The sequence below is a fragment of the Vibrio sp. 10N.247.311.49 genome, assembly GCF_041467655.1.
Taxonomy (GTDB): Bacteria; Pseudomonadota; Gammaproteobacteria; order Enterobacterales; family Vibrionaceae; genus Vibrio; species Vibrio crassostreae_C.
Window position 1 is genome coordinate 250862 of record NZ_JBFSVA010000002.1, and the last position, 26524, is coordinate 277385.

The 26524-nt window shown below is 43.9% G+C and carries 23 protein-coding genes; 7 read left to right on the forward strand and 16 right to left on the reverse strand.

Translation table 11 applies throughout. From position 1 onward, the window contains the following. From AB6E54_RS03885 to coxB, 4 genes are read right to left on the reverse strand one after another with little or no spacing between them, the layout of a single operon-like run. The gene (locus tag AB6E54_RS03885) at nucleotides 1-885 is read right to left on the reverse strand and encodes a cytochrome c oxidase subunit 3 (protein WP_009845661.1); all 885 of its coding nucleotides are present in this window, start codon (nucleotides 883-885) and stop codon (nucleotides 1-3) included. 38 nt (nucleotides 886-923) lie between these two features. Continuing rightward, nucleotides 924-1553: a cytochrome c oxidase assembly protein gene (locus AB6E54_RS03890; protein ID WP_017064839.1), complete on the reverse strand. Its 630-nt coding sequence runs from the start codon at nucleotides 1551-1553 to the stop codon at nucleotides 924-926. An 11-nt stretch (nucleotides 1554-1564) separates the two neighbouring features. Beyond that, entirely contained in the window at nucleotides 1565-3226 is a 1662-nt protein-coding gene (ctaD, locus tag AB6E54_RS03895; RefSeq protein WP_017061756.1) for a cytochrome c oxidase subunit I, read from the reverse strand. Continuing rightward, the gene (gene coxB, locus AB6E54_RS03900) at nucleotides 3223-4425 is read right to left on the reverse strand and encodes a cytochrome c oxidase subunit II (protein WP_102332015.1); all 1203 of its coding nucleotides are present in this window, start codon (nucleotides 4423-4425) and stop codon (nucleotides 3223-3225) included. The genes ctaD and coxB overlap by 4 nt, the downstream gene beginning before the upstream one ends. Before the next feature lie 454 nt (nucleotides 4426-4879). On the opposite strand from coxB, the gene AB6E54_RS03905 reads away from it, so the two are divergent. Further along, a complete protein-coding gene (locus AB6E54_RS03905) occupies nucleotides 4880-6586 on the forward strand; it encodes a phospho-sugar mutase (protein WP_102332014.1) in 1707 nt (568 codons plus the stop codon). Nucleotides 6587-6693: 107 nt separating this feature from the next. Here AB6E54_RS03905 and AB6E54_RS03910 read toward each other — a convergent pair whose 3' ends face one another. The 4 genes from AB6E54_RS03910 to yegD all read right to left on the reverse strand — a co-directional run bounded on the left by AB6E54_RS03910 (nucleotide 6694) and on the right by yegD (nucleotide 11360). Beyond that, nucleotides 6694-7326: a LysE family translocator gene (locus tag AB6E54_RS03910; protein WP_017068640.1), complete on the reverse strand. Its 633-nt coding sequence runs from the start codon at nucleotides 7324-7326 to the stop codon at nucleotides 6694-6696. Nucleotides 7327-7476: 150 nt separating this feature from the next. Then, a complete protein-coding gene (locus tag AB6E54_RS03915) occupies nucleotides 7477-8109 on the reverse strand; it encodes a fumarylacetoacetate hydrolase family protein (protein WP_065585012.1) in 633 nt (210 codons plus the stop codon). Between the two features lie 348 nt (nucleotides 8110-8457). Then, complete coding sequence (locus AB6E54_RS03920; protein ID WP_372107151.1) at nucleotides 8458-9516, reverse strand: porin; 1059 nt, start codon at nucleotides 9514-9516, stop codon at nucleotides 8458-8460. A 491-nt stretch (nucleotides 9517-10007) separates the two neighbouring features. After that, a complete protein-coding gene (gene yegD / locus AB6E54_RS03925; RefSeq protein ID WP_017064846.1) occupies nucleotides 10008-11360 on the reverse strand; it encodes a molecular chaperone in 1353 nt (450 codons plus the stop codon). Nucleotides 11361-11520: 160 nt separating this feature from the next. Between yegD and AB6E54_RS03930 the strand changes: the two genes are divergently transcribed. After that, nucleotides 11521-11829, forward strand: coding sequence for a DUF1289 domain-containing protein (locus tag AB6E54_RS03930; RefSeq protein WP_080582242.1), 309 nt, complete (start codon nucleotides 11521-11523; stop codon nucleotides 11827-11829). A 134-nt stretch (nucleotides 11830-11963) separates the two neighbouring features. On the opposite strand, the gene AB6E54_RS03935 is transcribed toward AB6E54_RS03930, so the two are convergent. Continuing rightward, nucleotides 11964-12314 (reverse strand): HopJ type III effector protein, encoded by a 351-nt coding sequence (locus tag AB6E54_RS03935; protein ID WP_017061764.1) that lies wholly within the window; start codon nucleotides 12312-12314, stop codon nucleotides 11964-11966. 194 nt (nucleotides 12315-12508) lie between these two features. On the opposite strand from AB6E54_RS03935, the gene AB6E54_RS03940 reads away from it, so the two are divergent. Then, on the forward strand, nucleotides 12509-13168 hold the full coding sequence (locus AB6E54_RS03940) for a PilZ domain-containing protein (RefSeq protein ID WP_102332012.1): 660 nt from the start codon (nucleotides 12509-12511) through the stop codon (nucleotides 13166-13168). A 59-nt stretch (nucleotides 13169-13227) separates the two neighbouring features. Here the strand turns inward: AB6E54_RS03940 and luxQ are convergent, their stop codons facing one another. The 5 genes from luxQ to AB6E54_RS03965 all read right to left on the reverse strand — a co-directional run bounded on the left by luxQ (nucleotide 13228) and on the right by AB6E54_RS03965 (nucleotide 18432). Further along, nucleotides 13228-15801, reverse strand: a complete 2574-nt coding sequence (gene luxQ, locus AB6E54_RS03945; protein WP_229648190.1) for a quorum-sensing autoinducer 2 sensor kinase/phosphatase LuxQ — start codon at nucleotides 15799-15801, stop codon at nucleotides 13228-13230. Then, the gene (locus AB6E54_RS03950) at nucleotides 15801-16895 is read right to left on the reverse strand and encodes an autoinducer 2-binding periplasmic protein LuxP (RefSeq protein ID WP_229648191.1); all 1095 of its coding nucleotides are present in this window, start codon (nucleotides 16893-16895) and stop codon (nucleotides 15801-15803) included. The genes luxQ and AB6E54_RS03950 overlap by 1 nt, the downstream gene beginning before the upstream one ends. A gap of 308 nt (nucleotides 16896-17203) precedes the next feature. After that, complete coding sequence (locus AB6E54_RS03955; RefSeq protein ID WP_102332010.1) at nucleotides 17204-17518, reverse strand: GIY-YIG nuclease family protein; 315 nt, start codon at nucleotides 17516-17518, stop codon at nucleotides 17204-17206. After that, nucleotides 17519-18175, reverse strand: coding sequence for a YceH family protein (locus AB6E54_RS03960; protein WP_017061769.1), 657 nt, complete (start codon nucleotides 18173-18175; stop codon nucleotides 17519-17521). Between the two features lie 56 nt (nucleotides 18176-18231). Further along, nucleotides 18232-18432 (reverse strand): hypothetical protein, encoded by a 201-nt coding sequence (locus AB6E54_RS03965; protein ID WP_017061770.1) that lies wholly within the window; start codon nucleotides 18430-18432, stop codon nucleotides 18232-18234. A 195-nt stretch (nucleotides 18433-18627) separates the two neighbouring features. Here AB6E54_RS03965 and AB6E54_RS03970 point away from each other — a divergent pair, with 195 nt between their 5' ends. From AB6E54_RS03970 to AB6E54_RS03980, 3 genes are all read left to right on the forward strand, one after another. Further along, nucleotides 18628-18942 (forward strand): DUF496 family protein, encoded by a 315-nt coding sequence (locus tag AB6E54_RS03970; protein ID WP_004742367.1) that lies wholly within the window; start codon nucleotides 18628-18630, stop codon nucleotides 18940-18942. A 197-nt stretch (nucleotides 18943-19139) separates the two neighbouring features. Further along, entirely contained in the window at nucleotides 19140-19766 is a 627-nt protein-coding gene (locus AB6E54_RS03975) for a D-Ala-D-Ala carboxypeptidase family metallohydrolase (RefSeq protein WP_017066096.1), read from the forward strand. A 166-nt stretch (nucleotides 19767-19932) separates the two neighbouring features. Further along, nucleotides 19933-20169: a hypothetical protein gene (locus AB6E54_RS03980; protein ID WP_017061772.1), complete on the forward strand. Its 237-nt coding sequence runs from the start codon at nucleotides 19933-19935 to the stop codon at nucleotides 20167-20169. Nucleotides 20170-20200: 31 nt separating this feature from the next. On the opposite strand, the gene AB6E54_RS03985 is transcribed toward AB6E54_RS03980, so the two are convergent. Next, complete coding sequence (locus AB6E54_RS03985) at nucleotides 20201-22765, reverse strand: ATP-binding protein (RefSeq protein WP_372107180.1); 2565 nt, start codon at nucleotides 22763-22765, stop codon at nucleotides 20201-20203. Between the two features lie 966 nt (nucleotides 22766-23731). Here AB6E54_RS03985 and AB6E54_RS03990 point away from each other — a divergent pair. Beyond that, a complete protein-coding gene (locus AB6E54_RS03990) occupies nucleotides 23732-25168 on the forward strand; it encodes a glyceraldehyde-3-phosphate dehydrogenase (RefSeq protein ID WP_017068649.1) in 1437 nt (478 codons plus the stop codon). A 239-nt stretch (nucleotides 25169-25407) separates the two neighbouring features. Here AB6E54_RS03990 and AB6E54_RS03995 read toward each other — a convergent pair whose 3' ends face one another. After that, complete coding sequence (locus tag AB6E54_RS03995) at nucleotides 25408-26469, reverse strand: hybrid-cluster NAD(P)-dependent oxidoreductase (RefSeq protein WP_136982710.1); 1062 nt, start codon at nucleotides 26467-26469, stop codon at nucleotides 25408-25410. Between the last annotated feature and the right edge of the window lie 55 nt (nucleotides 26470-26524).

Consider the following 26524-nt stretch of genomic DNA (forward strand, 5'->3'; position numbering starts at 1 on the left):
TTAAAGTACATAAACAAACACAAACAGGCCCAACCAAACCACATCAACAAAGTGCCAATACCAACTGCCCGCTTGGAACGCAAAGTGGTCTTTCGGAGTGAAGTGGTCTTTCGCAACCCTTGCCAGCAACACAATCAAAAAGATCGTCCCTAAACAGACATGTAAGCCATGAAACCCAGTAAGCAAAAAGAAGGTATTACCGTAGATGCCAGACTGAAGTGTCAGCCCCATCTCTTGATAAGCGTGAAGATACTCTTCAACTTGGAAGAACAGGAAGAAGCCAGCCAGAACAATGGTTATCTCCAACCACACGATCAAAGCCATACGCTTATTTTGTTCAAGACTGATATGTGCCATGTGCAGCGTCACAGAGGAAAGCAGCAGAATAATGGTGTTCTTAAGCGGGATACCTTGCCAAGGCATGGCTTGTGTCGTTACGCCATCAGGAGTCGTCGTTAGTGGCCAAATTGATTGGAACATCGGCCACAATACTTCATGGGTCATTTCATTATTGCCCGCACCACCAATCCAAGGCACAGAAATCATTCGAGCATAGAAAAGCGCGCCAAAGAAAGCGCCAAAGAACATGATTTCGGAAAAGATGAACCAACTCATTCCTTGTCTAAAAGAACGAGAAATCTGCTCAGAATAGAGACCACTCAATGATTCTGTGATCACATTGCTAAACCAACCTGCGAGCATGTAAAGCAGCACAGCAAACCCGACTAACAACACCGCTTTGCCAAACACACCACCTGCGGCGTCGGTACCCATGTTTTGCACCGTCAAGCCAGCGCCAACCGCGACCAAAAACAGTGCTACAGCACCCACCAATGGCCAGTGACTTTGATGTGGAACGAAATACACTTCCTTTTTAGAACTCATCGCTCAACTCCTTATGTTGATACTGGTTCTGTAAATTCCTAGTTACTTGCGAGTACGTTAGGCTCAGATTTATTGGCCGCAGCACCCACCTCATTCGTGATATTGAATAATGTGTAAGAGAGCGTCAGCGTATGTATCGATTCTGGAATATCTGGCTCAATGTAAAATATCAAACCCATTTCTGCGCTCTTGTGCCCGTCCAATGGCTGCTGATTAAAGCAAAAGCATTCCATCTTATTGAAGTAGGTTGCCCCCATACCTGGAGAAACCGACGGTACGGCTTGGCCAACCAATGAGGCTCCAGAAAGGTTTTTGGCAATGTAGTTAGTTTGAACCACCTCACCAGGATGAACCTCTAACACTCGAACTTCAGGCGAAAACTGCCATGGCATATCTGGCTTGATGTGGGACATGAATTCGACTCGAACCGTACGAGAGTAGTCTGGCTGCATTCCCTGAGGTTGCACCGCTGAAACAGTATTAGTTTTGCCATTGATGCCTAAGGCCTCACACATGACATCGTAGAGCGGCACCAAAGCGAAACCGAAGCAAAACATCGCAACCACGCTCAACACCAAGTAGCCCGTCAGCTTTTTGGTCGATCGCTTATTAGACAGGCGCTTAGGTTGTTTTTTATCTTGATTGGGATCGCTTTGCTTATCACTCATGGTTCTGCCCTCTAATCCACTTTCGGCGGATGGGTAAAGGTGTGGTGAGGCGCAGGGCTTGGTACTGTCCATTCAAGACCTTCAGCTCTATCCCAAGGCTTACTTGGCGCAGGCTCTCCCCCTCTTACGCACTTAATCGCTAGCCATAAGAAAATTAGCTGAGACAACCCAAACGCAAAACCACCAATCGACACGACTTGGTTAACGTCAGCAAACTGAATCGCATAATCAGGAATACGACGCGGCATACCCGCTAACCCTAAAAAGTGCATCGGGAAAAACAGTACATTAACTGAAATCACCGACGTCCAGAAATGCCACAGGCTGAGCTTGTGGTCGTACATATGTCCGGTCCACTTAGGCAGCCAATAATAGGCGGCAGCCATAATCGAGAACACGGCACCGGTTACCAGAACATAATGGAAGTGAGCCACAACAAAATAAGTATCGTGATATTGGAAATCAGCAGGCACTATTGCCAACATCAATCCAGATAACCCACCAATCGTAAACAGAACTATAAATGCGATAGCAAACAGCATTGGAGTTTCAAAAGTCAAAGCCCCCCGCCACATGGTCGCCACCCAGTTGAAGACTTTCACACCGGTCGGCACCGCAATCAGCATGGTGCAATACATGAAAAACAACTCGGCAAATACTGGCATACCCGTGGTGAACATGTGGTGCGCCCAAACCAAGAATGACAACAGTGCGATACTACAGGTCGCGTACACCATCGAGTGATAACCAAACAGACGCTTACCACTGAATGCAGGAATGATCGCCGAGACAATACCAAAAGACGGCAAGATCATGATGTACACTTCGGGGTGCCCAAAGAACCAGAATATGTGCTGGAACATCACCGGGTCCCCACCACCTGCGGCATCAAAGAAGCTCGTCCCAAAGTATTTGTCGGTCAGCACCATAGTCACCGCACCCGCGAGCACGGGCATCACGGCTATCAGTAAGAAAGCGGTAATTAACCATGTCCATACGAACATCGGCAGCTTGAACCAAGTCATACCCGGCGCGCGCATGTTCACTATGGTTACGATCACGTTAATCGCCCCCATGATCGAACTGATCCCCATAATATGAACTGAGAATACGAATAGCGCGGTACTGTCTGGACCATAAGTTGTCGAGAGTGGCGCGTAGAAGGTCCAACCAAAACTTGGGCCGCCCCCCTCAGTAAACAAAGATCCGATCAAGATTAGAAAAGCAAAAGGCAGAATCCAGAAACTGAGGTTGTTCATTCTCGGCAGCGCCATATCTGGAGCTCCGATCATCATCGGGATCATCCAGTTAGCCAAGCCCGTAAATGCTGGCATCACGGCACCGAATACCATGATTAAACCATGGACTGTAGTCATCTGATTGAAGAAATCTGGCTCAACGAGTTGCAAACCCGGTTGGAACAGCTCCGCACGGATCACCATCGCCATTGCGCCGCCCGTTAAGAACATTGCAAAGCTGAACCACAAATAAAGTGTACCAATGTCTTTATGATTGGTTGAATACAGCCAACGAGCCCAGCCTTTAGGTGCCGCATGTGAATCGTGATCATCAACAGGCAAATCATTATTGCCCAAGGTGCCTTCCGCAGAATGGCTCAGTACTTGATCTTCTGCTGGAGCCGATTTCACCGGCTTATTGATTGGTGAACTCATAACTGATCCTTAGCATCATTTTGTGCATCATCCGTTGAGCTTTCAGAACTGCCTTCTTGCTTCGCCTTATAAGCGTTGATATCTGAGGCCTGAACAATATCGCCGGTATCATTACCCCAAGCGTTTCGTTGATAAGTTACTACCGCTGCGATCTCTTTCTCGGTTAACTGATTATCGAATGCTTGCATCGCCGTACCGCCACGACCATAAACAATTGTGTCGATATGAACATCCACATCACCAAGGGCAATAGGACTTCCTTTGATGGCAGGGAATGCTCCAGGAATGCCCTCACCGTTTGCTTGGTGACAAACCGCACATCGAGTTTTGTAAACCTCTTCACCGATGGTATTCAACTCCGCCAAGGAAAGTGACGCACCTAATGCATCTTTTGCGGCTTGTTGTTCGGCTATCGCTAACTCTTTCTGCTCCGCTAGCCATGCGTCAAACTCATCTTCTTCCATGGCATGCACCACGATCGGCATGAAACCATGGGCACGACCACACAACTCTGCACACTGCCCTCGGTAAACACCAGGCTCATCTATCTTAGTCCAAGCCTCATTAATAAAGCCCGGAATGGTATCTTTCTTAACGGCGAATGCTGGCACCCACCATGAGTGAATCACATCATCGGAAGTCATCAAGAAACGGACTTTACGGTCAACAGGCAGTACCAGCGGCTTATCAACTTCTAGCAGGTAATGCGCGCCTTTCACTTCGAGGCCTTCAATCTCTTTGTCACTGGTCGCTAGAAGGCTGAAAAATTCGACGTCTTCACCAAAATAGCTGTAATGCCATTTCCATTGTGACCCGGTGATTTTAACGGTCAGATCTGATTGGGAGGTATCTTCCATCGCTATTAAGGTTTTGGTGGCGGGTATCGCCATAGCGATGAGAATGATGATAGGGATGATGGTCCAAAGAATTTCGACTTTCGTGCTTTCGTGAAAATGGGCAGCAACTGCGCCCTTCGATTTCCTGTGCCTCAAAATCGAATAAAACATCACACCAAAAACAACAAAGGCAATCGCACAACAGATGTAGAAGATCAGCATATGAAGTTCATACACCTTACCACTGATCTCAGTGACGCCTTGAGTCATGTTGTAATCACTGCTAGCGTGCACTAAAGGCGAAACTAAAAGCACAACAAAACTCTTCAAAAGCCACGCTAGCCTAACCAGTAATCTTTTCAAAAGATCTCTCCTTGTCCTTCCTAATTGGATACTTGCGACCTAAATGTCGTTGCGAACTGGACAACATTCATTGTTATTCCGGCTACACATGAAAAGGCTGAATCTCAATCTACAACTCACATGGAACTAGCCTGTGAGCAGGCTACTGACCTCATATAAACCCAAGAACTAATACGGTTCAAAAGCGTTGGAGGTTTCCATGAAAGATTCAAAAACGGCGAATTTGTTAAATTTTGTTATATTTATGTAAAAGGCTAGTTAGTGATATCCAATTATTCAAGGTAAGTTTACTTACTAAACAGTCAATTATTTGAAGTGGCTTAATCTACGTGCCCTCTTGCCGTTGGAATTTATTTTATATCGAGTTTTACGATTGCTTTCATGGAAATGAGAATTAATATCACTTAAATTAAATCAACGGTAAGTCATACAGACATTAATAGGTTTAGTGATTATGCAAGATGCAATGAATTGGTTAGCGAGAGACCCAGATCCAAGAACTCGTGAAGAACTTCAACACCTCATCGATGAGGGAATGCACGACGAACTTGAAGACCGCTTTACTCAACGATTAGAGTTCGGAACGGCAGGACTTAGAGGCAAAGTTGGATGCGGCCCAAATCGAATGAACCGTTTAGTCATACAGGAAACAGCAACCGGGCTCGGCCACTACTTAATCGAACATGTCGCTAATGCGACCATTCGCGGTGTGGTCGTCGGTTATGACGGCCGTTTAGATTCAAAGCAGTTCGCGATTGATACCGCTTCCGTACTCACGGCTTTAGGCATTAAGGTTTATCTAACCTCGAACGTCGCGGCGACCCCTATCGTTGCCTTTGGTATTGAGCACTTCAACGCCGCAGCTGCCGTTGTGGTGACGGCCAGCCACAACCCACCGGAATACAATGGTTTCAAAGTGTACTGGGAGAATGGCGCTCAAATCATTCCTCCTCACGATGCGGGTATTGCCGCTGAAATCGATATCGCATCGACCAAGCCGCTCCCTTTAATGAGCCTAAGTGACGCTGAGACGCAAGGTAAGTTGGTGTGGTTAACTGAAGGCTATTATCAAACGTACCGCGCTGCGATCAATCAGAGCCCATACGTGAGTGACGAGATCGAATCGGCGAACACCACCATCACCTATACCGCAATGCATGGTGTCGGCGCACAAATGGCCGAGGATCTACTTCACGATTCTGGTTTCCATAAGGTGTTCAGCGTCGCCGAGCAAAGAGAGCCCGATGGTAACTTCCCGACCGTCAACTTCCCGAATCCGGAAGAAAAAGGCGCGATGGATCTGGTGGTTAACTTAGCAAAAAGTGTCGATGCCGACATTGCTTGTGCCAACGATCCAGATGCAGACCGATTTGCGGTTGCAGTGAGAACAGATGATGGCTCATACAAAATGCTAACAGGTGACCAAGTCGGCGTGCTATTCGCTCATTATCTACTCTCAAAGCCACATACCAAAAACCAATTAGTTGGTAACAGTATCGTATCTTCAACATTGCTTGAAAAAGTAGCTCAATCCCACGGGGCGACTTATTTCCAAACGCTGACAGGTTTTAAATGGTTGGCGAATATTGGCATGCAATTAGAAGATGATCAGAACGAGTTCTTGTTTGCCTATGAAGAAGCGCTAGGCTACACAATTGGTACTCAAGTACGGGACAAGGATGGGCTGTCTGCCATCGTTGTTTTCGCTCAACTGGTTGAAGAGCTCAAATCTCAAGGTCGAACGGTCTGGGATCTTCTTGCTCAGATATCGTTGGAACATGGTGTACACACCAACGCACAACGCAGTATTGCGCTTGACCCGGATTCACCATCGATTGGTTCTAGGCTCCGCTCGGCACAGCCTAAAGCAATCAACGGTGTCGCTATCTCTGTAATTGAAGATTTGCATTCTTCTTTACGCTTCGTCATTGGAGGCAATACTGAAGCCATTAACCTGCCTGCAAGTGACGTACTCATCTATCACCTCGAGGATGGTTCACGCATTATCGTAAGACCTTCCGGTACTGAGCCAAAAGTTAAGATCTACTATGAGACGGTGACAAAATTTGAAGGGACAGAAACCTACGAAGACACTCGCCTGCGCGGTGAGAAGTACATGGAGAAACTGATTGAACAACACCAACAAGAGTTGAATTCATAGCGATTTAGCGCGTTCAACATGTAACGGTTAAATATAAAAAATGGACGCTCGTAGCGTCCATTTTTGTCTCAGCGGCTAACCACGAGAAGATGTCTGATTTGATTCGTCTACGAAGTAAAGAAAGAAGACAACATCCAGATAGCTAACACGATGAAAACTCCGCCCATGACTTTCTGTTGATAGGTACGAAACTTCGCGTTTTCTACGAGAGATTTACCAATCGTACCCACTAACGCCACCAGCAAAAAGTTAAACGTTAAGCCGAGAACATTCAGTAATAAACCCAGAACAAGCATCTGCTGACCGGAAGTCGCTTCAATATTCGTCGACACAAACTGAGGCAGAAACATCACAAAGAAAACCAACGCTTTAGGATTAAGCAGGTTACTGATTAGCGCTCTTTGATAGTAGGCTTTTGCTGCAAAGTTATCGCTTAACTCAGGCGCGTTACCCTGCTCTGTTCGCAGGCAGTCCCATCCCATCTTCAACAAGTACGCGCCGCCTAACAAATGTAGAGCTTTAAGCGCTATTGGGCTCATTGCGATCAACGCTGATACACCCATAGCCGCTAATACTGTCAGAATGATTCCAGAAGTCGCATTACCTAGGCTTGCAAACACGCCGACCTTACGGCCATAGCTCATGCTTGAACTCGCAATCAGTAACATATCAGGGCCAGGTAAAAGAAGAAGTGCAACAACGGCAGTCAGGTAGACAGGTAAAATGGTTAAGTCGATCATGAGGGTCAGCATTGATAAAAACGGAGGCGGATTTTATATCAATTACCAACACCCTTCCAGATGCAATCAGTTGTTCGACGTTTATTTAATCGAATTAAAAACCAACATTAAGCGACAAAGCCAATTTATTAACTAAATAGAAAAGACTAATTAACTTGCTACCCATTCGATCTCAATCAATGTCGTATCGCCACACTTTAGGCGACCAAGGAAGATATCGCCTCGATGTACGGCCCCAACACCTTTTGGCGTACCTGTCATCACAACATCGCCGTCTAGTAAGGTGGTATAAGAAGACAGCTCTTCTAGGATAGTTTTTGGAGAGTAAAGCATCTGCTCAACATGTCCTTTCTGAACACGAACACAGTTAATAAACAACTCTAGGTTTAAGTCTGCAAGGTCTAAGTTATCAATTGGAACAAAGCGACTAAATACGGCTGAGCCATCAAAAGCTTTGGCGCGTTCCCAAGGTAAGCCTTTCGCTTTTAAGCTACTTTGCAACTCACGCTTGGTGAGGTCTAACCCTAAGCCCACGGCTGAGTATTGGCCATTTTCAACGATAAAGCAGATTTCAGCTTCATAGTGCAGTGCTTCTTGATGAAACGAAGAAAGAGAGGAAGTCACGCTGGTGCTTGGTTTATTAAACACCACCATAGAGTCAGGAATCGCATTGTTAAGTTCTTCAATGTGATCGACATAGTTACGCCCAACACACAGTACTTTTGTTGGGGTTGCTGTTCGTTTCGACTTCATCAATTGTTTCTGATCTACAACGCTGCTCATAGTTTATCCCTGAACTATTTTTAGAGAGCAGAGTTTAGCGCATCATAAAATGAGAGTCTTCGACAAGATGATTACCGATCTCTAAATTCTGATCTTGAGCTCAATTCATTGATTTGAATACTTTTAGGTAAATATCGGTGTATACCTCGACCGACCCAGCAGGAATAGAGTCATCGGCTTACATAAATTAGAGAAAATGAAACTAAAGTAGGCAGTTAAATTTGAAGAGCATTAAAACGAAAGAAGCCCTCTCAAACCAAAGGCTTGAGAGGGCTTAGCATGGTGTCTAGGACAGTACCCTAAAAGGTAAACTTAAGGAGTAAACACTATGCTAAATAAGTCTGCGACTTATAGGTAGTAACGAGCACCAAGTAGCCACTGGTCATCAGCTTTTTCTTTGTACACGCCAGAACCTTGTAGGTCGAACTGGTAACCAGCATAGCCTACGAACTGAGATGTGAAGTTGTATTCAGCTTGTAGAGCTGAAGTGCTGTATACAGTTTCGCTGTTCTTGTCGTCTTCTACCGCTTCGTAGTTAACGCTTAAGTTCAGACTGTTAGAAAGTGCGTAAGAAGCAAGTAATTCAACTGCAACTGTCTCTTCTAAAGCAACACCAGAGCTTGAGTTCATGTAGTTATTCATAGCATAAACACCAGCTAAGAATAGACCTTCAGAACCGTAAGAACCGTAAGTAGCACTCACTACGTTAGAATCAGCAGTTTTAGAACCACCGCCAATGTTACCAAATGTAACGTCACCAGTGTTGTATGCGTAGTTTGCTGTGAAATCAGCAATTGCGTAGTTCAATGCAATTTGAGCACGGTTACCGTATTTGTTTGTGTTTGTATCTGAAACTTTATCAGTCTTGCGGCCTTGCCATGCAACACCTACGTTTAGAGAACCAGCGTTACCAAAATCGATAGCATTGCCGTAACTCACCATCTCTTCGCCACGACCAGTACCTAGGTTACCGTGATCGTCGTAGATGAAGTCATTCGCGAATGCGATTGGCATATCTGCAACACCAGCAACGTTGTAGTATGGCGCCCATTGAGTACCAACAACACCACGACCGAAGTCTTCATGAGTTAGACCAATGTAGCCAAGACGAGTTGTGAATGACTCGTCGCCGCCGTCAAGCATGTTTAGCGCCCATTCGCCTTTAGCATCAGCTGTAAAGCCATTACCAAGATCGTGAGTTGCGCCGAAGTTGATACGTGGAGAAACTGACTCAACACCGATATCGTCTTCGCTGATACGGTCATCGCTGTTTACGTCACCAACTGCAACTGATACGTGACCACCAACAGAGAATGTTGTGCCGTCTTCGTTGTAAAGTTCTACAGCAACTGCCTGTGTACCAAATACTGCACCAGAAATTGCTAGCGCTAAAAGTTTCTTATTCATTGTCATATCCATTATGTAACTGGGTGAGTTATTCACTAACAACCTCGTGCTTACGGAGAAGTTGTTACCTGCATTTAACAAGTAGGCAAACACTAATATACGAATGACAAAAAAGTTGCATTAAAATATATAAAATAAAAAAAATCGCACTATAAAAAACAAAAATACCTTTTAAAACAGTTGATTAACACGACAATTACTGGGATCTCCTTTCATTCTTTGAGGTAAATACTTTGATTATTTTTGATTTTATAATCACTAAAAAAGCATTAAAAATCTAAACCCAAGGTAACTCATCAGACCATCGAGAGGCTCGCCTTTGCCTTTGAAACATTTTGTAACACGTAGAGCTCAGCTGAAATATTTAGCTTTGTGAAACAAATCCCAATATGAGCTAGGAAAAATCGTTCAATAGAAAGTTCATTAGAGAAAAACAAAAAAAGGGCAACCAATCAGCGACTGGTTGCCCTTCATAACTCATCATTGAACTCTTATTTGAAGCAAACCTCAGCCCAACGAGCTAAACCTGCAGTTACTGAACCGAAGTAATTACCACTCACAATCGGTACATTCGGCACAGCTTGTTGTACGGCTTCACGAAGTATCGGTGAACGAGCGGAACCACCCGTCATGTAGATTACGTCTGGCTTTTTCTGGCCTTGTTGAATCGCTTCTTTAACCAACTCAATCATCTTAGACTTTGGTGTTTCAATCGCTTCAACCATCTGTTCGACTGAGATATCTACCTCGACCAGTTCAGAGGCAACATTAATCGCAGCACGATATTGAGGGGATTCTGCCAGCGCAATCTTGGCCTCTTCCGCTCTACGCACAATACCGTAACCCAAAGTGTCGTGATAAACCTTCATCAAACGTTCTAGCTTTTGAGGCTCTGACGCTTCTTTACGAAGTAATTTTAATGCCGCTAGGTTTTCTCTTGAATAGAAGTTCTTTTGAGCTTCAACATTATTAATCGCAATTGGGTTCCAGAATTGAGTCAGTGGCATATCAATACCCGAAATGCCTTTGCTGCCCATACCAAAAGGTGACATCAGTTGTTTGAATGCAAGATAGATATCGAGGTCATTCCCCCCTACCCTTTGTCCACTGTGTGCCAGCAAGCTCTGGGTACGATCCGCTTTACCAGACCACGTTGGTCCCATTTCTAATAATGAGCAATCGGTGGTACCACCGCCAATATCAACAACCAATACTGTTTGGTTTTCAGTTAATGTGCTTTCGTAATCAAGGCCTGCGGCTACGGGCTCAAATTGAAAAGCGATATCAAGGAAACCGGCACGCTTAGCTGCGCGAGACAGTATGTCTTCAGCTTGTCTGTTCGCCTCTTCACCACCTCGACCGTGGAAGTTAATTGGTCGGCCGATAACAGCTTGCTTGATCTGCTCTTGAGTCGTGAGTTCGGCTTGATTCTTGATATTTGCCATCATGGCGCACACTAAATCTTCGAAAAAGCTCACCTGCACATCATGCAGTCCACTCGCGCCAAGGAAAGATTTAGGGGACTTAACATAATAAACATCGCGAGGGTCTTCTAAATATAAGTCCAACGCAGCCTGACCAAATGCCATGTCTTCTGGCACTAAGTCGATACTCTCTTCTCTGTTCAGCGCAATCGCACGTCGTAGTACTTGCTCACCGATCGCATCACTCGGCTTGATATTCAAGTGGCGGAATAGATGTTCAGAAACACTCTCACGAGTAGGCGCAAACACGGTTGAGGGAATATAGTGGTTGTTACCTTCTAGCGGTAACAGGCTTGGCTCTCCATTAACCATCGCCGCGACAGAACAGTTCGCTGTTCCATAATCAAATCCAATAAACATAATATCCCCCCACTCAACAAAAGGGGCGAGATGCTACATGAAAAGCCTAAAAATTACGAGGTCATTTCTAAATTTAACTGAGTAATTTCTTAGCTTAACGGCTCTTCAAGAAGAAACAAATATGCTACATTTCAGCCCAAATGAATCACAGGTTAGAGAAATGAAAACACCTTGCCGAGCGGCTTGTAAAAATAATGGCGGAATGTGTAGTGGCTGCTTTCGAACAATGGATGAAATTATAGGTTGGAAAGGCTTATCTGAAGAAGAGCAAACGTCGGTTATGGATAATCTTAGTGGCGCGAGTTCGACTCACCAATGTCCACAGTGTAATGAGCCAGCTCAATGCGATATCAGTGCGGGCAAAGAGACGTGTTGGTGTTTTGAGTTAGAAAAACGAGATACTAGCGATATTCCAAAGGCTGGAGTTTGTATGTGTCGTAAGTGCTTGTCTGCCCTGCCCGTTCAGTAGTTTAGAGCCCATTTAGTAAGTTACTGGATAGCAAGTTACTAGCCAGTTCAACATAGACAAAAAAAGCGAGAGGTTGTTTTCTCGCTTCAAAATACTGAGATTAAATTTCGACCTAATCGTTACCTGGTTAGTGTCTACTTCACTTTTGCAACCAGCGCAGGCTGAGAAAACTGGATACCATTCCAGCCATGAACCATAAAGTTACGAATATTTTGATGGTCGCTGTTCTCAGGAAAACCTAGCACGTCGTTACGATAAAATTGACCAAAACAAGCAAGTGTTTGCTCTGCTGATAGGCCTTGCTCTAAACCAAAAGCAAAAATCTTACACGAACCATTATTCTGCCCTGCAGCGTTCACTACCTCACCATTGCGAAATTCGCGCTCAGAAAAATCATAGTGAGCTTCGATCACTTGCATTGTATCTTCAAATTGCACGGCCTCTGGGGTTTCAGCCAGAGTATTCAATAAGGTTTCCAGTTCCATTTACTATTTCTCCATCAAGTATATATCTGTCAGCAGTGTATCTTGTTTTACGACAAGAGTAAGCCGTTGTTTACTTGAGATAGCGATTCACTTTTTTGTTGTACGCTGCTAATTACTTCAATGAAACTAATGACATAGTTTTATCAGGGCGTTATATTATTTTATCAAACGATTAACATTGTTCAGTAACGAATATGCATAAAGATAAAAACTTAGAACTGTTCAGATACCTAAAGCCAGGTACAAAAACAGCAGGTGTATTGGAATTTGGCCCAGACGACTCAATCCAGATCAGTACACTTTATATCGGACACAAAGAAGATCAGTACCTCATCCTAGAGCTTACGCAAAAAGCGACAGAAGCACTGACGCTGAGAAAGCTCACAAACGTTGATATTATTGTTCGTGCGATTACCGACACCGAACTTGGGCACATTGTCGCGTTCAAAACCAATGTACTGGCTCATATCACCTCTCCAGCACATCTAATCTTCCTTCGCCCACCCTCAAACTTTGCAACCAAGCCTATTCGTGAACACGAAAGGTATAAAGTACGTCTCAGCTGTGAAGTCACTTTTGATACCTTGTCGCTGGATGCCACACTAGTCGACTTTTCAGCGTCAGGGTGCGGTATCTATCTTACCCAGCAATCAGATATTGATGTCGGCTGGAAGATAAAAGTCAATTCTGACTTAAATGAGTACTTAGATGACGATCTTGTCTACAAGGTGGTAAGTAAGAAAAGGCAAAGACAAGGCCGGTTGCTAGGTATCCAATTCCCTGAACACCTAGATATGAGTGATGAGTTGAAAACGCTGCTATTGGAACAAGCCTTTGTCGCTGGCTCGATATAAAGGCAGAAAATTAGTTACTTCTTTTCAACAGACTCCATTAAAGAGCACTAAGTTAAAGCCTAGTGCTCTGTGTCATTCCAGTATGAGTTTTTGAAATGAACAAACGCTTGGTGGAGCGACTCTTCTTTAATCGGCTTTACAATCACGTAATTCGCCCCTGCGGCCATAAAGCTGTCTCTAGTTGACTCTTGAGCATCAGCGGTACACGCATAAATAGGGGCTGACACACCAATCTCACCTCTTAGCTGCTGAGTGGTTTCAACACCACCGAGATTAGGGAGTTGGTTATCCATCAAGATCAAGTCATAGGTAATCGTCTTAGCCATCTCAATCGCTTCTAAGCCATCTTTTGCCCAGGTGACGACCATGCCATATTTCTTACAGAAAGCCTGAGCAATAAAGGCGTTGGTGTGATTGTCTTCCACCAGCAACACATTCAAAGGTCGACTAAACAACGCCTCTGGCTCAACCTCAGCTTGTTGCTTAGCATCGACTAATAGCGGCTTGGCGTGTACGACTACAGGAATTTCTATCGTGAACTCTGAGCCTTGACCTATCACGCTGCGGACTTGAATGTCCCCTTCCAGCATATCGACCAGATTTTTTACAATTGTAAGTCCTAAACCAGTGCCACCATATTCACGAGTGGTGGTCTCTTCGGCTTGAACAAAGGGTTCAAAAACAGCATCAATTTTGCTTTCATCAATACCAATGCCAGAATCTTTCACTCGAACGATCAAGCTGGCGTGATCGGAGTTAAAGATACTCTCGATCTCAAAGCTGACGGAGATACCGCCTTGATGAGTGAATTTAAAAGCATTACTCAACAGATTAAACATGATCTGATTGAGGCGTACTTGGTCGGTATTGATTTCAATGTCATCAACCAAGTGATTCACAATGGTAAATTCGACGGATTTATCTTCACACAGCGGTCGATAGATGCTGTCTAAGGTATTAACTAACTCCCCTAAACGGAAGTCTTTCTTTTGAATATTAAACTGCCCTTGCTCAATCTTTGAGAAGTCCAAGATATCGTTAAGTACCGCCAGTAAATGTTCCGCACTATTACACAGTACATCCACCTGCTCGCGATTATCTTCATTGTGCATAGAGCGCTTGAGCAGCTGAGACACACCGAGAATACCGTTGAGCGGCGTGCGAATCTCATGACTCATCTTAGCTAAGAAGTCTGCTCGCACATTCGCAAGATGCTCAGCTTCTTCTCTTGCTCGATCAGCCTGTCTTTCCGCCTCGATAAGCTTAGTAATATCTTGCCCTTGTACCACCACTCCTGTGATGCCGTGTTCCACGCGAATAGCAGACATGTTCCAACGAAACACCTTTTCACCAATGGGTACGTTAATACCCGTCAGTTTAGAACCCTGAACCACCATTTGAATATTAGGCAGCATTCGCTGCTCAAACTCTTGGGCAATTGGACCATAATTGTCATCAGCATCGAACAACGCCATGCGAGCGGCGGGGTTCATCTGAATCAAATCGCCTTTTTCAGACCAAACTAAGATAGGCGAATGAGCAAAGTTAAAGAGATCTTGGAATTTTTGATTCTGTTCAGATAAGCGCTCAAAGGTGTCTTCAAGAGTACAACCAATATGATGAAATTCGAAAATGTTAGAGCCATCGAACTTGTTGTACTCTTCGCTAGCACTTGCCGAACGAGTAAAGTCCATTAGCTTATCAAGCTCGGCTGAGACTCTCTTTTGAATCCAAGTTCGAGCAAAAAAAGACATCAATATGATCACCACAATCACCACGATGATCGCACGCTGATAATTCTCTTCTAACGCAACGAAATTATTATTTTTTTGAACAGCTCGAATGATTAAAGGAGTTTCAACAGCATTAATCTTAATGGTTGCGATGGTAACGAAATGACGCGGCAACTGTTCGTACATTTGGTAATTGAGGATGTCAGTAATGGTGTAGCTTTCATCACCACTGAATGTCGATGTCACCGGTGTACCGTGCGCTTCAATCACGATATTTTCGCTATTACTGCCCTGTTGGATTGACTCAGCCAAAGAGAAGTTGTTGTCAAGCACAATGGCGATATAGAGTTGACCAAGGACTTCCCCAGTAGCGTTATCAACAATAGGGGTACGGCGAGCCAACAAGTGACGCTTACCTATATCTGTCCTCAGTTTAATAAAATGCCAATTACTGCTGAACGAAACCTCATCAGAAATATGCTTTAAGTTGGACTCATCCAAACCATAAAATTGACTGTTGCCGTCTTCCCAAGCCAAACCATCGTGGGTTGAGACAAAGCGTAAATCTGGTGCATGATCCGGTTCACGTTGGTCAACACCAAAGAAAAAGTAGCTCAGAGTCTCGTCATTACCCGTATCAATGTACTCTCTGAGAGTTTCACTGTGTGAGCTACTGTCTTGATGGATTTGCAGCACCGACAAACGATAATCAAACATGTTTTGGATCAGGCTTGAGGTTTGCTGTACCGTTCGATTCGTCTCTTGCTGTACGATATTACTGCTGGTTTCATAATTATGAATAAGCACGCCAAGTGCCATCACGCCTATCACCAAAATAACGATACGCGTAATGAGTCTAGCTAAAGTGTTTCTAGGTGTACTGGCGTAACTTTTCTTCATTAGTGACCTGAGTACCTAAATGCTCGCTGTTTAAGTTCTGAAATACGTTCTGGGGAATCTTCCTTGGTGACAATTTCAAATTCACCAGAGTAAACGGTAGGCACTTCCAAACCGGCTAGATCCCACTTGATCGCCTCTGCCATTGCAATGCCTGTATCGTCGTTCATACGCATGACAGTAACATCTAGGTCGCCCCTTGCAATGGCTTCAAGTTCAGCAGAGCCGCCTCCCCAACCATTCACTAAGATGTCTTGGCCCGATTCACGAATCGCTTCCATTGCACCGAGAGCGACATCCGTTGAACATGCATAGATAAAGTCTAGATCCTTATCGTTCTCTATGCTGATTTTAGCCGCTTGGTAGCCACTGTCTTTGTTTGATTTTGTGTAAAACGAAGACTTAAGGGTAAAGTTGGTAACCGTATTCACTTCATGGATAAAAGTATCTCCACGCGCATCACTGATATAGCCTTGTGAGTAATACAAAACAGAATACTTACTGTCTGGCGGACTTACTTGTTTAAAATAGTCCGCCAGTTTTAAACTGCCTGTCGCATGGTCAAAACCCACATACATAAATGGCTGTCTATCTGCCCAAGCTCGCACTGGCGTCGTGATATTTTGAAGAATCAGTTTGGTGTCTGTAGAGGTCAACACGTACTCGATAAACTTGCGGTGGCGCGTGGTATCTAGCGTGAAAATCAAATAATCCGTCTTGTTTTCAATCGCTTCTTGCAACGAAATACTCTGCTGCGCGAGATCGGCATTAATACGGGTAAACACTTGATTTATTTGATAGCGGATCTTCAGCCTATCGAGACGCTTCTCAAAAGCTTGAATATTGCGAACCCAGTAATCCGAGATCTGTTGACCCGGATACACCACGGAAATCGTAATTGGTTCGTCTTGGATTCTTCTCAGTGGCACAGGGTGATTTTGTACAGCCTCGACCATTTTATCGGTCAATGCTCTTTGTTCTGGAAAAGTGGAAAGATAATCTTGGTATTCCCAGTACCTATTGAGGACATGAGTACCATGGGAAAGAGCGGACGCAGAAAATACGGCAAGTCCAAACAACATCAGTAAACGTTTCATATTTTTCTCGTTTTATATGAGCTACTTTGGCTCATTTTTTAACCTAGCATGACACCATCTCTTTGTATGGCTAATGGATATTATGTAGGACAACGATGATAAATGATAGCGTCTAACACTAATTAGAACGACATTCTAAATGAGCAATATGTTAATTTGGAATGGAGATTAAGAACAACGAGTTAAATTATGATTTCAGCCCATTCACGGTAAGAGTAATTGCCATTTAAATTCATAAGCTTAGCTAGAGCCGATATAGCTCCTTACACTATTAAGATTTAATCAATAACAAACATTTTAGCTATGAATTATGAGACTTCGATATATTGAATTTTGTCTTTTTGCCACTCAATAATCAGTTTGAGTGATACCAGTTTTTCTTTGCGGGATTTGGGCAACTGCTTGATCGCGTATTCGGTTTTCAACGCCTCACTTTTTGAGCCAACACCAAACCTCCAAACCAGCTTAAGTGGGCCTTTACCTTTTAAAGCTTTGGCGCCTTTACCGGTTTGATGTTGTTCAAATCGACGTTCTAGATTGTTCGTCACGCCACAATAAAGGGCATTGTGACGATTGCGGATCAAGTACACGACCCAATCCGCATTTTTATCAGCATCTGACATTTAAAGCAGTGATTCAACCAGAGCCTTAAGCTCTGCCACTTCTGCTCGTAGGCTTGCAACTTCAGACTCAAGCTCTTCAAACTTTTCACTCGTTGCAGAGGGGGCAGCCGCGCTTACTGATGCCATCGCAAACGCTTCAACGTCCACTTCACCGCTCAACAAATGCTGGTAGCGTGATTCACGTTTACCCGCTTCGCGTGGCAGCTTCACAACCAAGGCACCTGCTTCTCTTGCAGCGAGTTTGTCTAATGTTGCTTCTACTTCTTTCACATCACTAAAGTTTGCAAGGCGACCCGTTCGAGTACGAAGTTCACCGGGTGTTTGCGCACCGCGCAGTAACATACAGCAGATGATTGCACGCTCTTGCTCTGTAAATTGCAGATCGCCGAACTCAGTGTTGCAGAAACGATGCTGATACTTATTAACACGGCTATTGAAGCTGCTCTCATCACTCACCATGCGACGTCCGATTAAACCATCAACTGCATCTAAAACATCTGACTCAGAAAGAGAGAGAACAGGTTCACGGTTACTCTTTTGATTGCATGCCGTGGTTAAACTGTTCAGTGTCAGTGGGTAATGATCGGGAGTAGTGACTTCTTTCTCGATCAAACAACCGATAATTCTCGCTTCAATTGGGGAAAGTACTGTGTTCATCGTTTTTCCTTTTTATTATTTTGATAATTCCATCTCAACACCTAACAATGCAGTAACTAGTGTTCAGACAAAATTGGTACTCGTTTCTTTCTGCCCTGTTCATCAATCATTATGATCTTAGAACGGTTTAGCTCTATTTCCACGACTTCCAAATAAGTACGCTCTTGTACATACGCATCACGAAGCTTGTTTTGTTCTGCTGAAGATTCAGTGACATTCTCGTCCAATTCTTCGTTTTCCAATTGTTGTTGATTCATTTCACATTTCGTATCAATGCAGTATCTACATGGGATACTAACTTGAACGGTAAGATAAAAACAATCACACATCAGCGAGAGTGACGAATAATTAAACAACCTTACTTTTGCTTTGATCTAAAGACTGTTACATCATCAATTGATGTGCTTTAATCAGAAGCAGACAACGTATTTGACGAATAGGAAAAGGAATCTATGAGCAGCGTATTTGAAATTGTTAACCAAGCACGACGTAAGAACAAACTTAAGCGTGAACTTTTAGACAACGAAAAGAAAGTTCGTGACAACCGTAAGCGTGTCGACCTTCTTGATAACCTACTTGATTACATCAAGCCAGAGATGACCCACGACGAGATCCTAGGCATTATCAAAAATATGAAAGCTGACTACGAAGACCGTGTTGATGACCACATCATCAAGAGCGCTGAGATTTCTAAAGCTCGCCGTGACATCAGCCGTCGCATTCGTGAACTGACAGAAGAAGACAAGCAAATCCAAGGTAAGAAGTAATCTAACCTCGCTAATTTACTTGTAACAATGTTAGCAACCCACTCTTAGTAGTGGGTTTTTTTTACCTAAACTCCAGCGTCTATACTTAAGCATCTAAACCTAACCGTCTAGGCTTAAGCGTACCTAAGCAAAATGAATGAAACTCAACAGCAGTATCAAACTAAATAACGAGTGTACACTAGCGATGGAGAGACTTTATGTACGGAAGTATTCTGATTACCTTGGCGTTATCAACGACACAACCTTACCCTGAAAAATTTGAGAAACTTTATACCGAAGAAACCGAAATCACTTATGACGATCTCGTGGTCGATGTTCATGGCTACAAGGTTCCGACCCGATCAGCATTTCGAGGTTGGATGCTCCTCAATCACGCTCAAGACCAAGTGAGAGCAATCGGACAACAACTCAAGGACAATGGCGTTACTCAGAGCATGCCTCTGCATCTCGTTCTATTGCAAGGGACGGATTGGGCAATGAGTAATACAACCTTGTTTACCCTCCCAAATAAGAAACATGTGCCAAACATGATCAATACCCTGAAGTACATACAACAATATATTGAGCCTGAAATCGGTGTTGTTATACCAGTATCTGGAGAGCGAACCGATATCTACAATCAACAAGCTGGTGGTGCACTGCGAAGTAAGCACTTAGAGTTTTGTGCCTTAGACCTAGTGCCTGCAAATGACATTACTCGCGAAGATCTACACGTGAAACTTAAAAAGATTCATTCGGAATTCGGGCAAAAAAATAATGTTGGGCTTGGTTTATATTCAGGTGTTCGATTCCACATCGATACTTGTGGGTTTAGACAATGGTAAAGAAACACGATCAAGTCATAAAGACCTGCAATTCGCACGTGTCACTTAGACTCTAAAAACAAGCGAAATTACATAAGATTATGATTTTAAATGTAAATTAAAACTGGAACGCTAATTGATATTAATAACAAGTATCATAATTATTAATAGCAATTAGGAATTCAATATGAAGACGATGACTCAACGCTTTCAAACTCTGCTTTCTGTTTCAAACTTCAGTCTAGCTATCACAACCTTGCTTATGCTTCTCAGTATTATTGTTGCTTATCCAATGGCCGATCACTTCTCACTGCCAATTCAAATCGTCGCCCACATCAGCACCATCTTAGTCGCAGCCTTGCTGAACATCAGCTATGTCGGTCGTTGCCTTGCACAATACAACCTTGGATTGGAAGTTCGTTAAGTAGCGCCGCGCTAGCCTTGATACGGGAGCCCTAGACAATATCAAGGCTACTGAAAAGATCGTACAGCTGGTGAGATTTATAGGGTTTAGGTAAGTAGGCGTTCATACCGGCTTCAAAACAATCTTTGATGTCTTCTTCTAGAACACTGGCGGTTAAAGCTATGATGGGTAATGGTGTGACTTGTTGATCGGCTTCCCACTGACGTATCGCACGAGTCGCCGTTATGCCATCCATAACAGGCATCATGCAGTCCATTAAGACTGCATCAAACTGAGCACCCTGGGTGATGACATCCACCGCTTCTTGGCCATTACTGGCAATCAAATATTCATAACCCGCTTGCTCAAGGAAGAAGCTCGCTATTTTTTGATTCATCAGATTGTCTTCAACGATCAAAATGCGTCGATTCAGAGAGCGAACTTCTTCATCTTTTGCTTCCACTTGAGGCGTTTGCTCTTCGCCCACATCGAGAGATTGTAAGCTGGTTAAGAAACGTCGGCCCAAGAATGGCAAGGTATGAGTCGAGTGGACCGTTTCTCTGATTAGGTTGGTTTTAAATAGGTGATGCTGACAAACGATGACGCGAGCAAGAGGATATATCACCTTCAACGTCGCAAGATCTTTTTCCATAGAGTGGTGCAAGGTATGACAATAAAGTATGAAGTCACTTTCTTTTACACTTTCACTAAGGGCAGCAATGGATGACACCACATTGGCTCGAACATTCAAACGCTCACACTCTTTAACGAGCTGATCGAGGTAATTGAAAGAGTTCGAGATGATGGTCGCTCGGCTCAGGTTATCGAAAGTTTGAACAGGCGCTTCTACAACATCGACATACAAACAAAAAGTGAATGTAGAGCCCTCTCCTTTCACTGAACGCGCGGTAATGTAACCACCCATCAAATCAACAAGCTGTCGACAAATCGCAAGCCCTAACCCCGTACCGCCAAATTGACGGGTAATGCTGCCATCTTCTTGAGTGAAAGGTTCAAATATGGACTCTAACTTCTCGGGCTCAATCCCAATCCCGGTATCAGACACGCTGCATTCAAGCTTGCCCCTGCCCATAGACATAGGTGTATAAGCAATGTCAGTTGTAATTTCGCCCTTAGACGTAAATTTGATGGCATTAGAAAGCAGATTGGTCAGCACCTGTCTCACGCGGTACTCATCGAAAAACAGTTGTGACGGCGTTTGATAATCGATATTGATGTCGAGCTCAATATCCTTACTTATCGCTTTCGACTGAATCACACTCACAGAGTCATAAACCGCTTCTCGCAAATCAGCATTGTGTGGTGACAACATCAAGTTACCCGACTCGATTTTAGACAGGTCGAGTATGTCATTCAGCAGCACCAGTAAAGAGTGAGAAGACGATTCGATATCCCCCAGTACTTCTTGTTGATTTGGGCTCAGTTGGCTTTGAGATAAGATCTCAGCCATGCCAATGATCCCGTTAAGTGGCGTGCGTATTTCATGTGACATATTTGCTAAGAATGCGCTTTTGGCTTTGTTAGCCGAAATCGCGTCTTCTTTTGCTGTTATCAACTCTTTGTTGTGCAGATAGTTGCGTTCCATCACTCGATTTAGGGTTTCAGTGAACTCGGCAAGCTCATCGTTCCCTTGGATACGAATCACCTTTGGCTGGCCGTAGCTATCAGCGCATTCCGACACACCTTTCAAGATAATCGACAGGTTTCTGTTTAAGCGCAGAGATGTCGCAACCCCAAGCCACATCAAAACACCAGAAGCGATGAGTATAAGCAACGTCATGACCAAGATTTGCCTTTTCTGCAACGCGATATTCTTGGTCAGTTCAAACTGTATTTGATTGGTGTAAGCGCCAATCGCGTTTGAAATAGCCCGTTTTTTAACCTCTAAGCTTTTCAAGTGTTGATATATTTCGGGTGATGAAAAGTCCCCTTTGAGGATTCGAGATGTAAATTTGTCTTGGAATTCATCTTTGGCGACAGCGTTTAGCAACTGTCTAATGTTTGGAGAACGCGTATCCGAACGGAAAAATGTATCTAATAGCTGTTGCTGCCTCTCTAGAGCAGCGACATAGCTAAGCAAGTATTGGTTTTTAAACTCTGGGGAGCGATTCAAACTGAAGCTTAACCACGCTTCTCTCTGAGTCCAAAACACATAATGCGTAAGATTGATAAACATCGCTTCAGCTTGACCGATATTTTCATCGACTAAGGCCATACGATATTCAGACAGCTCCATCAGCACGTCTTTTAACAAGTCGAAAGCGCGCTCTGTCAATTTTCTGCTGTCTGTCGTTTCAGGTGTACTAGCTAGGATCATCAACAACTTTTTCAATTCAGCTAACTGAGGGTCAATACTCCAATTGCTGTCGAACCGTTGAAGTCGCATTCCATACTGAGTCAGTCTATCCAGTTCTGATTGCAGTGTTAAAAGCAACTGACCTTTCTCAGGGGAATCATTAGACAGCACCAACCATCGATAAGCATCACTTGAAACCGTATTAAAAAATTGAAGCGCTTCGACCTTAATACGCGTTGTTTCAAGGTGATTCATCTTCTCATCGTTCTTAAGCACTTCATTCACTGTAAACCCGAACATAATGAGTACAGAAACCGTGGAAAGAAAAATAAGACGCCATCTAATTGACATATTTATCATTTTTATAACGACTCCCTTCCCGAAAGTAATTTACCTAGCCCAAATTAAGAATAGGACATTAACAGGGGGTTATTGATCAAATTGGATATGAACAAATGATACTCTGAGCCCAGAACGAAAAATTAGAATCAACAGGCATCCAAAACAGGGCTTTAAAGCGGAGGAGTCTGCTTTACTAAGTGAGATTGAGACAAGCCGATTTTAGACAAGTGAACGTTACGTGAGAGAGGTCTACTCGAGGAGGTTTCTACAAATGAGATGTAAGCAAGCGAGGTTTTAGTGAGCAAAATGTAAACAAAAGACGTTTTCTCCAGTTATTATCACCGGCATAACAAGTACACATCCACATTCTGCGGCTCAACTAGACTGTGAATAATGACTCTGCGTGCTAACAAAGTGGATAGTTAGGTTAAAATTGTGACATCCAATCGTTTGCGTGATGCACTTTTCACACTCAAGCTAGGCTTATTCAAAGGTCAAACATCAATACTCGTTAATTCCCTTATTTATCGTTTACTGTTTACGTGTAACTTGAGTTAGCGATCACACCTTTAATGTTCAATATGACCTGTATTACATATTATCCTTTGAATTGAGTATTTTTTGACGAAAAATAAGTGCTACAGATTATTAAAGTCAATAGTCTTTATCGACGTTCAAATCTTGATTTATGGCTAATATAAAGCCAATTTGCAGATATTTTGTCTGCATTTATTTTTCCTAGCAGAATAACCCGTCGTACCTTACAATCCTGCCACATAAAAATTACAAGTTACACACAAGGTATATCAGCACATTTAAGTGGCAATAAAGACCACAGACTGATGCCTCAAATCCCCTATGCTGATTGGCTTCCCTACAACCGCCATGAATGCAGAAACTTAACGTGAAAGGTCCCGAGTAAAGATGAGTCCCGAAAAGCACCTCCTAGATTGGCAAACTAGTCAAACCATTGCTGAATCCATCGCTCCAACTTTAGGTCAGTTATACCGTCAAAAAGGCGTAGAAGTTATCCTCTTTGGTAAGACCTTAGTTAACGCGACAACTATCGACATCATCAAAGCTCACCGCATCGCAAAACGTTACACTGGTTCTCCTCTTACAGCAGAACAGACTCAACCTATTATTCAACACCTTCTCTCTATGGACTTATCTCCATGTCGTATTGATGTTGGTCGCCTTGCGCATTCATTCTGGCAAGATCGCGAAGACACACATGGGTTGGATGATTTCCTACAAACTGCACTTATCGAATCGCTTGAAGGCGATGCAATGACAGAACCTCGTGACGTTGTATTGTACGGTTTTGGTCGTATTGGCCGACTGCTAACTCGTCTGTTGATCGAGAAAAGTGGCCCGGGGTACCCACTGCGTTTACGTGCAATCGTTGTACGCGGCGGCAAAGATGGCGACCTAGAAAAACGTGCAAGCCTGCTTCGTCGTGACTCTGTACACGGCCAATTCAACGGCAGCATTGTTGTAGACCAAGAACGCAAAGCGATCATCGTTAACGGTAACTTCATCCAAGTTATCTACGCAAACAAACCAGAAGAAGTGGATTACACGGCTTACGGTGTTGAAAATGCACTTGTGGTTGATAACACAGGCGTATGGCGTGACGCGGAAGGCCTGAGCCAACACGTTGCGTGTAACGGTGCGAAGAAAGTGCTACTGACTGCACCTGGTAAAGGCGACATCAAGAACGTGGTATTTGGTGTGAATGAAAATGTTATTCAGCCAGAAGACACCATCATCTCTGCAGCAAGCTGTACTACTAACGCAATCACGCCAGTATTGAAAGCGGTTCACGACAAGTTTGGCGTGCTGTCTGGTCACATCGAAACGGTGCACTCATTTACCAATGATCAAAACCTAATCGATAACTTCCACTCGGGTGATCGTCGTGGTCGTGCTGCATCATTGAACATGGTACTGACATCGACTGGCGCTGCTAAAGCAGTATCAAAAGCGATGCCGGAAATGGAAGGTAAGCTAACAGGTAATGCGATTCGCGTTCCTACGCCAAACGTTTCAATGGCAGTTGCGAACCTAAACCTTGAGAAAGGCACAAACAAAGAAGAGTTGAACGAGTACCTGCGTGAAATGGCGCTGTCTTCTGCTTTGTCTGCACAAATTGATTACACAGACTCGACTGAGATTGTATCTACCGACTTGGTTGGCTCTCGTCACCCAGGTGTGGTTGACGGTGTGGCGACTATCGCACAAGACAACCGTGCCGTGCTGTACATTTGGTACGATAACGAGTTTGGCTACAGCTGCCAAGTTGTTCACTGTATGGAACAGATGATGGGTGTACGCTACAAGACATACCCAGAAGTTTAATTAACTTCGCTCTTGTAGATACGTCCATCGCAACAAGCTCCACAACATAATAACTATATCTGCGAAGTCTGTATGGACTTCGCAACCCCTTTTGTTTTACTCCCCCGTATAAACAAGAGGGTTGCCACTTAGATCTGCTCTCTCTAACTGATCTAGGTGGCCTTTTTACATCTAGCGCCCTAACTTTTATCGCTATAATAAGATCTTGTCTTCATCACTCTTGCACAGCTTTACGTCTGTTATAACTCAACCTCAACATCTGACTGAATCGAGCTTGAACATGCAAGCACGTAGCCCTGTTCAATCTGCTCTGGCGTCAATGTTTCTTGGCTGCTTGATTCCACAGATCCTTTGGTCACTTTGCATTTACACGAACCACAAATCCCACTACGACAAGCGATAATAATTGGAACGCCTGCTTTTTCTAATGAATCCGCCAATGGTGTGCCAGTTTCCGCTTCAACTTCAGCGCCGAACGCAGGCACAAATACCTTAACAGCACTATTCGTATCGTCAGCAATTTCGGCGTTTGACGCTTCTGATTGAGCATCCTGAGTAGCAGGAGTAAAGCTTTCTTGATAGAAGTTATCCATGTTGAACTCAAGCTCTTTCAGATAACTCTCAATATCTTGCATGAAGCCGACAGGCCCACACAGGTAAACCGTTCTATCTAAGATATCTGGGCTCAGTTTCACCAACCAGTTTTTATCTAAACGACCTTGAGGGGCGGTTGTTCCTTCGTTGTCTTTTAACAGCAGTTTTAAGTTGAAATTCGCATGTGATTCATCAAGCTGATGAAGTTCTTGAAAGTAGATAGTCTCAAGCTTGTTGCGTGCCATGTGGACGAAATCAATCTCAATGTCACTGTCACTGTCTTGAGACAGCCAATATTTTACCATCGCCATTACGGGTGTAATGCCACAGCCCGCACTCACTAGCGTTACTTTCTTTGTTGCCGTTGGCATGCAATCAATACAGTTAAACGAGCCTGCCGGCTTCAACACAGAAACCTCGTCACCTTCATCAAGCTCATCAACAATAAAGTTCGAAACCAAGCCACCTTCCACACGCTTGACCGTCAACTTCAGGCGGTTATCTTCGGGGCAAGAAGCCACGGAATAAGCACGGTAATCCGTTTTCGTCGGCATATCTAAACCCAAGGTGATGAACTGACCGGGCTTAAAATTGAAATGTAAATCTTGTGGAATACTGCCAAGCTCAAAGCTGACCGTATCTGGCGTCTCGTGCCATTTCTTTAAACACACTAAATTGATTGAATCGCTATCCGACCATGCATACATAGTTCACACACCTCACTGATACTAAAGAATTAAATCTAAAAAGCCCCGCCGCTGC